This window comes from Candidatus Protofrankia californiensis, from assembly GCF_900634765.1.
Classification (GTDB): Bacteria; Actinomycetota; Actinomycetes; order Frankiales; family Frankiaceae; genus Protofrankia; species Protofrankia californiensis.
On record NZ_CAAAFT010000466.1, the window covers coordinates 7,814 to 17,747 of the forward strand.

The 9,934-nt window shown below is 66.0% G+C and carries 12 protein-coding genes; 1 reads left to right on the top strand and 11 read right to left on the bottom strand.

Annotated features, from left to right (window positions below):
• From DD1DGNOD_RS23990 to DD1DGNOD_RS24015, 6 genes are all read right to left on the bottom strand, one after another.
• Positions 1 to 780, bottom strand: a 780-nt coding sequence (locus DD1DGNOD_RS23990; protein WP_346434375.1) for a response regulator transcription factor, incomplete at its 3' end; no start/stop codon positions are given.
• Positions 781 to 840: 60 nt separating this feature from the next.
• The gene (gene pstB / locus DD1DGNOD_RS23995; RefSeq protein ID WP_131771083.1) at positions 841 to 1,617 is read right to left on the bottom strand and encodes a phosphate ABC transporter ATP-binding protein PstB; all 777 of its coding nucleotides are present in this window, start codon (positions 1,615 to 1,617) and stop codon (positions 841 to 843) included.
• Positions 1,618 to 1,742: 125 nt separating this feature from the next.
• The gene (pstA, locus tag DD1DGNOD_RS24000; RefSeq protein ID WP_131771084.1) at positions 1,743 to 2,801 is read right to left on the bottom strand and encodes a phosphate ABC transporter permease PstA; all 1,059 of its coding nucleotides are present in this window, start codon (positions 2,799 to 2,801) and stop codon (positions 1,743 to 1,745) included.
• On the bottom strand, positions 2,798 to 3,817 hold the full coding sequence (pstC, locus tag DD1DGNOD_RS24005) for a phosphate ABC transporter permease subunit PstC (protein ID WP_131768624.1): 1,020 nt from the start codon (positions 3,815 to 3,817) through the stop codon (positions 2,798 to 2,800). Before pstC ends, pstA begins: the two co-directional genes overlap by 4 nt.
• Before the next feature lie 112 nt (positions 3,818 to 3,929).
• Complete coding sequence (gene pstS, locus DD1DGNOD_RS24010) at positions 3,930 to 5,036, bottom strand: phosphate ABC transporter substrate-binding protein PstS (RefSeq protein ID WP_131768625.1); 1,107 nt, start codon at positions 5,034 to 5,036, stop codon at positions 3,930 to 3,932.
• Positions 5,037 to 5,462: 426 nt separating this feature from the next.
• Positions 5,463 to 5,849 carry an STAS domain-containing protein gene (locus tag DD1DGNOD_RS24015; protein WP_131768626.1) on the bottom strand — a complete coding sequence of 129 codons (387 nt, stop codon included), beginning with the start codon at positions 5,847 to 5,849 and terminating at the stop codon, positions 5,463 to 5,465.
• Between the two features lie 403 nt (positions 5,850 to 6,252).
• Between DD1DGNOD_RS24015 and DD1DGNOD_RS24020 the strand changes: the two genes are divergently transcribed.
• Positions 6,253 to 6,603: a hypothetical protein gene (locus DD1DGNOD_RS24020; protein ID WP_165035247.1), complete on the top strand. Its 351-nt coding sequence runs from the start codon at positions 6,253 to 6,255 to the stop codon at positions 6,601 to 6,603.
• Between the two features lie 40 nt (positions 6,604 to 6,643).
• On the opposite strand, the gene DD1DGNOD_RS24025 is transcribed toward DD1DGNOD_RS24020, so the two are convergent.
• The 5 genes from DD1DGNOD_RS24025 to DD1DGNOD_RS28395 all read right to left on the bottom strand — a co-directional run.
• A complete protein-coding gene (locus DD1DGNOD_RS24025) occupies positions 6,644 to 7,015 on the bottom strand; it encodes a hypothetical protein (RefSeq protein ID WP_131768628.1) in 372 nt (123 codons plus the stop codon).
• Between the two features lie 468 nt (positions 7,016 to 7,483).
• Complete coding sequence (locus tag DD1DGNOD_RS24030) at positions 7,484 to 8,272, bottom strand: SAF domain-containing protein (protein ID WP_131771085.1); 789 nt, start codon at positions 8,270 to 8,272, stop codon at positions 7,484 to 7,486.
• A gap of 166 nt (positions 8,273 to 8,438) precedes the next feature.
• Complete coding sequence (locus DD1DGNOD_RS24035) at positions 8,439 to 8,843, bottom strand: FmdB family zinc ribbon protein (protein ID WP_131768629.1); 405 nt, start codon at positions 8,841 to 8,843, stop codon at positions 8,439 to 8,441.
• 220 nt (positions 8,844 to 9,063) lie between these two features.
• A complete protein-coding gene (locus tag DD1DGNOD_RS24040) occupies positions 9,064 to 9,705 on the bottom strand; it encodes a 5-formyltetrahydrofolate cyclo-ligase (RefSeq protein ID WP_241255950.1) in 642 nt (213 codons plus the stop codon).
• Positions 9,695 to 9,934: hypothetical protein (locus DD1DGNOD_RS28395; protein ID WP_206443398.1), on the bottom strand; the 240-nt coding region annotated here is incomplete at its 5' end. The genes DD1DGNOD_RS24040 and DD1DGNOD_RS28395, both read right to left, overlap by 11 nt.

Below are 9,934 nucleotides of genomic sequence, written 5' to 3' on the forward strand. Positions count from 1 at the left end.
GCTTTCGATCAGCCGAGGTTTCCCCGGCTCCCCCGTGTCCCCCAGGCGGCCGCGCAGACGGCGGATGTGCACGGCGAGCGTGTTCGTCTCGTGACTGGTCGTACCCCAGACGCACTCGAGCAGCGTCTGGTGGGTGACCACGGATCCAGCCCGCTCCAGCAGGATCCGCAGGAGCCTGAACTCCTGTGGTGGCAACCGCACCGGGATGCCGTCCACCCGTACTTCGTAGGCGGCAAGGTTCAGGGTGATCGCTCCGGCCCGTAGTACTGCGTGCTCCGCACGCTCCGTATCGGCTCCCCGCACGGACCGTACCAGGGCCAGTACCTCGTTGACCCGGTACGGCTTGGCAACACAGGCACTCGCTCCGGCCGCCAACCCCGCCGCGGCCTGACGCCGGTCCTGCGGGCCGACCCCGAGCAGTATCGGCATGTCATCACGGGTGCGGATGGTCCGTACAACCGTCACGCCATCCACGATCGGTAGCCGGGCGGAGATCAGCACTACCGCCGGCGCGAGACGACCGATTTCCAGCAGCGCCCGGGCACCGTCGACCGCGACGCTGACCCCCACGCCCTGGTCGGCGAGAGCGGAGAGCAACTCGGTGTCCGCGACGGCGTCGGCAACCAACAGTGTCGGGCTCAGCGGTGACGGCGGCAGGCCCGATGATGGTGGCAGGCTCGATGGTGATGACAGTGGTGGACGCAGGGGGTCGGGTGGGGCGAACTCGTCCCTGGAGCGGCGCTGCTCCGGAGCGACCGGCTCGTCATCAGATGGCTGCACAAGGCGCATCCGGGTGATCGCGATGGGTCCAGGTTGGCTTGGAGTCAAGAGAGGGCCGGCTCAGCCGAAGCGTCCGGTGATGTACTCTTCCGTACGCTTTTCCGTGGGATTGGAGAAGATCTTCTCGGTCTTGTCCATCTCCACCATCCGGCCGGGATCACCGGTCTTGTCCAGGGTGAAGAACGCCGTGGTGTCGCTGACCCGGGCAGCCTGCTGCATGTTGTGGGTCACTATGACGATCGTGTAGCTCGACTTGAGCTTGGCGATCAGGTCTTCGATCGCCAGGGTGGAGATCGGGTCAAGGGCGGAGCACGGCTCGTCCATGAGCAGCACCTGCGGTTCGACGGCGATGGCCCGCGCAATGCACAGTCTCTGCTGCTGGCCGCCGGACAGGCCCGCCCCGGGCCGGCCGAGCCGGTCCTTGACCTCCTCCCACAGGTTCGCGCCGCGCAGCGACTGCTCGACCCGTTCGTCGAGCAGCGACTTCTTGCGGGCACCGTTGAGCTTCAGGCCGGCGACGACGTTCTCGTAGATGGACATCGTCGGGAAGGGGTTCGGACGCTGGAAGACCATCCCGACGGCCCGGCGCACGTTCACCGGGTCGACCCCCGGTCCGTAAAGGTCCTCGCCATCGAGGAGAACCCGGCCCTCGACCCGGGCTCCGGGCAGCACCTCGTGCATGCGGTTGAGCGTCCGCAGCACCGTGGACTTGCCGCAGCCGGACGGCCCGATGAACGCGGTGACGCTCTTCGGCTCGATACTGAAGTGGAGATCGGAGACGGCTTTGAACTTCCCGTAGTAGGCGGTCAGCCCGGAGACGTCAATACGGGTGGCCATGAGTTACCTCGGCTTCTGGTGCTTCGGTTGTTCGGTGGACGACGCGGCGGGAACGAAGGGCCTGGAAAGTGTGAGAGCGTGTTCGAGAATGACGATTCTCAAACACGCTCCGAGCGACGAGGACATCATCGGACCCGGGCCAGCCTGGCAACCAGCCGCGCAACCGCGTTCAGCAGCATCACGAGAACGATGAGTGTCAGCGCGGCGGCCCAGGCCCGGTCAACGGCGGCCTGTTGCGGCTGACCGGCCTGCGAGTAGATGTACAGCGGCAGAGCCGACTGCGGCCCGGAGAACGGGTTGAAGTTGATGGAGTCGGTCCCGAAGATGGTGAGCAGCAGGGGTGCGGTCTCACCGGCGACCCTGGCCACCGCGAGCATCACACCGGTCACGATTCCCGGCAGCGCGGTCGGCACCACAATCTTGAGGATCGTCCGCCAGCGGCTGACACCGAGCGCGTAGCTGGCCTCGCGAAGCTCGTCCGGGACGAGTTTGAGCATCTCCTCGGCGGAGCGCACGACGATGGGAATCATCAGGATCGTCAGGGCGAGCGCGCCGGCGAAGCCGGAGGGCTTCTGCCCGAGCGCGAGAATATAGAACGCCAGGATGAACAGACCGGCGATGACCGAGGGCAGGCCGGTCAGCACGTCGACGAAGAAACTGATGGTCCGGCTGATCCGGCCGCGGCCGTACTCGACCAGATAGATCGCGACCAGCAGGCCGAACGGGACCGCGAAGAGGCTGGCCAGAGCAATCTGCTCCAGGGTCCCGATCAGGGCGTGGTAGATGCCGCCACCGGCGTCCCGCGCTCCGACGTTCCGCATGGAGTGGTTCAGGAAGCTGATGTCGACACGTTCCGCACCCTTGGCGATCACGCTCGCCAGTACCGCGACCAGCGGGATGACCGCGAGGAGAAAAGCGAGATAAACCAGTGTGGTGACAAGTCGGTCCGCAGCCCGCCGGGAACCTTCGACCATGATCGACGCTGATGTCTGGCCGATCAGATAAAGGGCCCCGGAAATCAGCACGAACTGAATCTTGCTCTCTATCGGCGCCACAACGTACAGCAGGATGGTGGCGACGACGGCGCCGACACCGATCGCGGGGAGCGCGGCCTTCGGCAACCGCTGGCCGATCAGGCTCGGACCGCCGGGTGTAGCAGTCGGTGTAACAGTCGTTGTACTCATGCGGCGGCGCCCGAGAACTCGCGCCGACGGGCGATGACAGCACGGGCGATCATGTTGACAATCATGGTGACGATGAACAGGACGAGACCGGAGGCGATGAGAGCCCCGCGGCCGACGGTGTTGGCCTCGGCGAAGCCGTTTGCCACGTTCGCGGCGATGGTGTTACCGGCCGGCGACAGGATTTTCCAGGAAATTCCGAAGGAGGCGGGCAGCACCAAGGCGACCGCAATCGTCTCACCCATCGCTCGGCCGAGTCCCAGCATTGACGCGCTGATAATCCCCGGCTTGCCGTACGGGATCACCGCTGTCCGGATCATTTCCCAACGGGTCGCGCCGAGAGCGAGCGCCGCCTCCTTGTGCGCGATTGGCACCTGGAGGAAGACCTCGCGGGAAATCGCGGCCACAATGGGCAGGATCATGATTGCCAGGACGACAGAGGCAACGAAGACCGAGCGGCCGACGACGCTGTTCTGGGTGGCGAAGAGGGGGATCCAACCGAAGTACTCGGTGAGGAACTTCTGGATACCCTCCATCCGTGGGACAAGAACGATCAGACCCCACAACCCGAAGATGACGCTGGGGACGGCGGCGAGCAGGTCCACGATGAACGCCAGCGGAGTAGCAAGGCGGCGTGGAGCATACACCGTGATGAACAGCGCGATTCCGACTGCCACCGGCACAGCGATGACCATTGCTATAACGGCTGTGAGCAGCGTGCCGAACAGCAGGGCCGCGACCCCGAAGAATGGCGGCGAGCTGTTCGGGAACCACTCCGTGGTCGTCAGGAAGTTGCCGGTGTTGGCGCTGAGCGCGTTCGTCGCCTCCAGCACCAGGAAGGCCGCGATCGCGGCAATGAGCACGAGGAGGCCCAGACCGGCCGACCGGGTCAGATTCTTGAAGAAGGCGTCCGCAGGGCTGACCCGCGCGCTGTCACTGCTACTGGCGGGCTCCGCCGTAGCCACGGGAGCATCGTTTCTCGACGAGCCCTTCCGCAGGCCGTCCGGCTCATTGCTCATCATGCCTCTCAACAGGTGGTGTCAGGCGGTGTGCCCGCCCACCTCGCGGCGGGCGGGCACACCGGTTGATCGTCCGGTCAGAATCCGTGGCTACCGGAGCGCCATGCCGGGATCATGAAATTGTCGCCACGACCGAGCTCACCCTGCTCTGGAGCTCGGTCGGCAGCGGAGAGTAGCCGAGGCCTGCGATGGCGGCCTGACCGTCCTTGGAGGAGGTGTAGGTCAGGAACGACTTCACCAGCGCCGCCTGGTCCGCGGGCAGCCCCTTGGTGCAGGTGATCTCATAGGCGACCAGGTAGATCGGGTATGCGCCGGATGTCGTCGCGGCATAGTCGAAGGTCAGCTTCAGATCGCTACCCTCGGCGATCTTGGCCGTGCTCAGACCCTTGGATGCGGCATCCGTGCTGACCGCCACGTACTCACCAGCACCGTTCTTGATCTTCGCTGTCGACAGAGCGGCGTTCTCCGCGTAGGACAGCTCCACATAACCGATGGAACCGGGGGTCGACTTGACGGTCTGGGTCACCCCGTCGCTGCCCTTGGAACCCTGGCCGCCCGGGGCCTTCCAATCAGAGCCGGACCCGTATGTCCAGTCGCTCTTGGCGGCACCCGCAAGGTACTTGGTGAAGTTGTCCGTGGTACCCGAACCGTCGGAACGGTGCGCCGAGGAGATCGCCGTGTCCGGCAGGGACGCCCCGGGGTTGTCAGCCGCAATCGTGGGGTCGTTCCACTTGGTGATTGCACCAGAGTAGATCTTCGCCAGCGTCGGGGCACTGAGCTGCAGCTCCTTCACCCCGGCGAGGTTGTAGATCACCGCAACCGGCCCGGCGACCATGGGCAGGTCGACGAGCTGGCCGCCGGTGCAACGCTTGGCCGCGTTGGTCGCCTGGTCATCCTTGATCGACGAGTCCGAGCCGGCGAACGCCGTCTGACCGTCGATGAACGCCTGCCTGCCCGCGGAGGAGCCGACCGACTGGTAGTTGATCGACGAGCCGGCACATGCCTGCTGGTACTTCTTGACCCACTCGTCTATCGCGTTCTTCTGCGCCGAGGAGCCCGACGCGGTGATCGACCCTGTCGCGCACGAAATCGCGGACGTGGTGCCGCCCGGCGCTCCCGGCGTCGTCACCTCGTCGTTGTCGGAACCGCAGGCGGCCACCCCCAGCACCGCCGACATCGCAAGGCCCACGACTGCAACCTGACGCTTCCCTATGTTCACAAAGCGACCCTTCGTCTTCAGCGCAATGGCGCCGGTCTGTCCGCCCCCGGACTGGGGTGCCGGCGAGAATCGAAGCGATCCCGTATGAACGAAAGATGAATGGAAGTAGACGTGAAACGAACGCCGATCAGAACACATCCGGGGTCGAGGACCGTTCACGTGGACGTCGTCGTACCGGGTACGACCAGCCGCTCCGGGTACGCCCGCGTCGCCGCGACCCGATCGCCCGGCGATACGAGCCTCCCCTCGGCTCGCCGAGGTCCGCACGGGTGACTTCCGGCGTTGCCGGGCAGGGCCAGGAGCCGACAGATGCGGTAGTCACCCCGCCCACGGGGAATCCTGACGCAAGAATCCGCGCAAAGGTCTGCGCAAAGATCCGATCGCCGAAGCGATCTCCGGTGTGTGCCCGGGTGCGTGTCCGCGATCCTATCCGCGCGCCGGGGAGCTCCGGGAAACCTGTTCCCCGCCGCGCGGGAAGGTGGGGCCGCTCTGACCGCTCGCGCTCTCGACATCGATGATGTGGGCGACATTCGTAACACGTAGTAGCCGAGTAACATCCTCGCTCGGGTTGCGAAGAATGAGGCGACCCCCGAGGGAACGCTGGCGCTGGTGCGCAAAAAGGATCACAGCGAGACCCTGCGAGTCCAGAAAGCCGACCTCGCCAAGATCCACAATAATGTCCCTGACCCCGGCAATCCGCGCATCCAGCAGCGCTTCGCGCAGAGGTTCCAGCGAAGAGTAGTCGACGTCGCCGACGGGACGGACGACCACGGCCTGCCGGCCGGTCACCTCGACGCGAACGCTGGGGTACATGGCTCCCGGACCGACCGGACGTCCCCAGCGGCGCGGGAGCTGGCCGGTGCACCCCCACGTCACTGCCCGCCCTCGTCGGACGTGACAACCCCGGCCCTACCCCGAACAGCGAACACCCACACTGCCTCATTGCGAACAACCGTGGCCGGCCCAGCCGCGTGGAGGGCCAAAGGAAGCGCGGCTATGCTTCTTTCGCGCCGGGCCGGGCCGGATACGGGCAAACCTGTAAAACTCCCCGTCTAACGGGATGGAACGGACGGATTCCGGCAACGACGCTTACTGTATGAACAACACAACAGCACAACTTCGATCAAGGAATGGCCGGACGTCGACCCTTGTCAGCCGGGTCGACGGCGCTCAGGTCAGCATCGGCGTCCAACCGGGTACAGGCACGGAGCCAGCCATGATCCTGCTCCGTATCCGACCGTCACTGCCGGACGGCGTCTGCGCCGCCAACCTGGCTCCGGAGGAGGCCCATCACCTTGCCGAGGCCCTCACCAACGCCGCGCTCACAGCTTGCGAGCCCGGCGACCAGGTGCGTGTGCCGAACACCAACCTGTCACACACGCGTCCGAACAACACCGCGTCGCACGAGCATGCTGTCACAATCTGCGAAGGAAGCACCGTGTCCGATCTTTCTTGGCTGCTCGGTGAGCTGCCAGCCCACGCCCGCCTCGTCGACTTCGCCAGCGACACCGACGTCGTACTGGTCTTCAGTACAGATGGCGCGCACACGGCTGTCGACCACGACTGAGGACGGCTGCCCGAGTGGATGCCAGTCGAGCGGCTGCCAATCAGGTATGCGCACGTTGCATTTCAAGGTCTGCGCGGCTGTTGCACCAGTAGGGGCCTTCGTCCTCCACCACGTCCGTCATGATCACATGATGCCGGCCGACATGTCCCGCCGAAAGTAGGCAGGTCAGGCCCTCGGTCCGGCATCCGGGTGCGGTGACCGTCGCGGGTGTGCTCCAGACCAGCCACGCTTCCTGATTGCCCCAGCCCTGGAGAACGGCCATGTGCTTGTCGGGATGACCGCTCTCCAGCGCGCATGTGACCTCGTCCGGTACCTCGTACGCCGCACCCGGGAGGCCGTCGAACCGGCCGATGACCTCGTCGGGCACGCTCTGCCACGCGCCACAGGCACCATCGTCGATGGAGACGCCCATCGTCGTTTCCTCCCCGTGTATGTCTGGGCTGCCTCGTCGCGGCCCGGTTGCCACCGGCACGGATCAGTCGCCATAAACGATCCTGTGCCGGGGTCGGCCAAAATCTGCTCGGGCCGACAAGCCCGATACAAGCACGCACGGCCCAGACCTCGCACACCGGGTTGAAACTTTCCGTTTTGTCTCGACTTCTTACCGTGACTAGCCGTCGATGTCAGCGACTGATCACGACGGTGGGAACCTGCAACACGAAAACGGTGGGAACCTGCAACACGAAAGACGCCTGCAAACAGTGCGCGGGTCGCGAACCTGTCGAGAAGGGCCACGTAGCTGGTGCCGCGACCGCCCGGAACGCGCCGATCAGATACGGGCAGCACGACGATAGCGATCCAGTGCAACACAGAACGTAATCAAATGACCGAGCAGGTGGGCATCGACGTCCGTACAGGTCCGGCGTCCGCGCAGATCTGATCACGACGTATCGGATGTGGACGTTCCTCCCAGAACGGTCACCGACAGCCTCGCATGCACTGCCGCACCGGCGAGTGCTGTGGCTACCCCAGCGGTCGCGGCAACGATGACCAGCGCACCTTCTTCCGTGCTGACAGCGCGTTCCGCGGTTTCCCCGGCTCGCGCAACCGCGAGAACGACGACGTCAGGAGCAACGACCCTCGCTCGAGGAACACCCGCCATCGACATCCCCGACGTGTCACCGGAGGACTCGGCGCGATCCGTGGACGTTGTCCCCTCCCGCGGCTGTGGTGCTGACGTGCCGTTGATGTCGGTGGAAGCCGCAAGCACGTTCACGTGGTCACCAACGCGCAGGAACAGGACCGATCCGGCGTCCGTGATACGGACCGGCGTAGCCACCAGGCCTGCCGCCGCCTGTCTCTGCGTGATCAGCCCTGGGCCGAGGATCCGGGCATCGGTGATCGGCTCGCCTTGCCGGACCGGGGCCGCCAGAGTACGCCCAACCGCATCCTGCGGGCTCCGTGCGGCACCGGCCGGCACAACGTTCACCGGCAATGACACCATCCGGACGTCGCCCGGTGCCATGGTGACCCCGCCGGCCAGATCAACCGCCGCGACCACCACCGATGCCGGGGACGGCGGCCGCGCAGGGCGTACCGCCACAACGGCGAAGACCACGGCCGTAGCGGCGAGGACCGCCGCCAGCACCCGACGTCGTGCGCCGACCGCAATCCGCCAGGCACGTGCGTACCCGAAGCGGGCCGCCCTGTGTCCGACGAGCGACATCATGACCTCCGTGATCCTCGTCAAACAGAACGAAGATCACGTTAGCTGCCCGGCGAACCGGCGTCATCGCTCGACCGCACGTTGTGGACAACCGGCGACACAGCAACGTCCACCGTCACGGCCTGTGGATATCAGGCCGTGACCGAAGACGCGCGATACAACAGCCGGATCAGGCCACAGCCGTGCCCGAACCACCCGACGACGTGGACGATCCGGTGGAGGATGCCGATGACGCCGGGCTTGTGGAGGTCGACGGACCAGCCGGGCTCGACGACCCGTCCGCCGAGCTGCCGGCGGCAGAGGCACCGGCCCCCACCGTCTCCTTGCCGGACGTATCGGCGCCGGCATCCTTGCCGACCTTGTCCTTCATCCGGTCCCGGGCGCCACTGCTGCCACCGGACCGGCTGTCAGTCTTGTAGAAACCGGAGCCCTTGAACACGACCCCGACCGAACTGAACACCCGGCGCAGTTTGCCGTTGCAGGTGGGGCACTCGGTCAGCGCCGCGTCATTGAAATTCTGCACAACCTCGAGGTCACGATCGCACGCGGTGCAGCGGTACTCGTAGCGCGGCACGGACTCCTCCCCGGAGTTAGCACTCGACTTCGACGACTGCTAACTCTAACCCGAGACGCACCCTACACGTCCCAAGAGCGCGGTGAGACCTGCCAATGACCCGGGGAGCCGGGCTTCCCGGACCTCCCCAACCGACTTCCGGAGCCCGAGCACGAAAACATGATCACGCCGCCTTTGGTCCTCCAGAGAGGCGCGGGCAGCAGCACAGGCGCCCATGACATCACCGTGAGTACGGATCCTGCGCACGGTCGACCGTGCCGCAGCGCACCGTGGCTCTCGGTGTGACGACGACATGGACGCCGACGTCATGCGCCTCAGTAGGAACACGATCAACCAACTCGTTGTCGTGCACTATCGCCACGATCAGGGTGTCCGGTCTCGCCCGCCGCAATGCTCGGTCGTAGGAGCCCCCGCCACGACCGAGCCGGCCACCATGGACGTCGGCCGCCAGCGCCGGGACGACGATCGCGTCCGCCCGGCCGAGATCGAAGACAGCCGCGCCGAGAGGCGGCTCACGGGTACCGAACGCGCCGGCGATCAACGAACCCGTGTACTCCCGGAAATCCAGATCAAGATCGGGTCGCATGGACGGCAGCAGCACCCGCACTCCTCGTTCCCGGAGCTGCCCGAGGAGGCGGCCGGTCTCGGGCTCGCCGGGCAGGCTCGCATAGGCCGCGACCCAGCGCGCCGCCGCGACCTCCGGGAGGTCGAGGACCCGCCTGGCCGCTGTTGCGGCGCTGTCCGCCCCGGTCGTCCCTGTAACGACGGATTGATCTGTACCGGTGATCCGACCGGCGCGCGCCGCGAGCAGGCGTGCGCGCAACGACATCTTGGCCCCGTCCCCACGCACCTCAGCAGACATCCCGTTCGATGTGGTGCGGGGGACACTCGGCACGCAACCGCTCGATGTCGGTGTCCAGGCCCTCCTCCAACCGATCTTGATCGTCACCCCAGCCGATGTCACGGTCGTCATCGGACCGTTGCTCATCCCACACGAGCGCTCCTCCTCCCTGCTGGAAGCGTCCGACAATCCCGTCCGGCCCATCCTGTCCGTCCGGTCTACCCAGTCCGTCCGGTCTACCCGGTCCGTC

Bases quoted from the DNA above. Each gene is read 5' to 3' on its own strand.
- pstB (WP_131771083.1), bottom strand. From the start codon at position 1,617: ATGGCCACCCGTATTGACGTCTCCGGGCTGACCGCCTACTACGGGAAG.
- pstA (WP_131771084.1), bottom strand. From the start codon at position 2,801: ATGAGTACAACGACTGTTACACCGACTGCTACACCCGGCGGTCCGAGC.
- pstC (WP_131768624.1), bottom strand. From the start codon at position 3,817: ATGAGCAATGAGCCGGACGGCCTGCGGAAGGGCTCGTCGAGAAACGAT.
- DD1DGNOD_RS24015 (WP_131768626.1), bottom strand. From the start codon at position 5,849: ATGTACCCCAGCGTTCGCGTCGAGGTGACCGGCCGGCAGGCCGTGGTC.
- DD1DGNOD_RS24020 (WP_165035247.1), top strand. From the start codon at position 6,253: ATGATCCTGCTCCGTATCCGACCGTCACTGCCGGACGGCGTCTGCGCC.
- DD1DGNOD_RS24025 (WP_131768628.1), bottom strand. From the start codon at position 7,015: ATGGGCGTCTCCATCGACGATGGTGCCTGTGGCGCGTGGCAGAGCGTG.
- DD1DGNOD_RS24030 (WP_131771085.1), bottom strand. From the start codon at position 8,272: ATGATGTCGCTCGTCGGACACAGGGCGGCCCGCTTCGGGTACGCACGT.
- DD1DGNOD_RS24040 (WP_241255950.1), bottom strand. From the start codon at position 9,705: ATGTCTGCTGAGGTGCGTGGGGACGGGGCCAAGATGTCGTTGCGCGCA.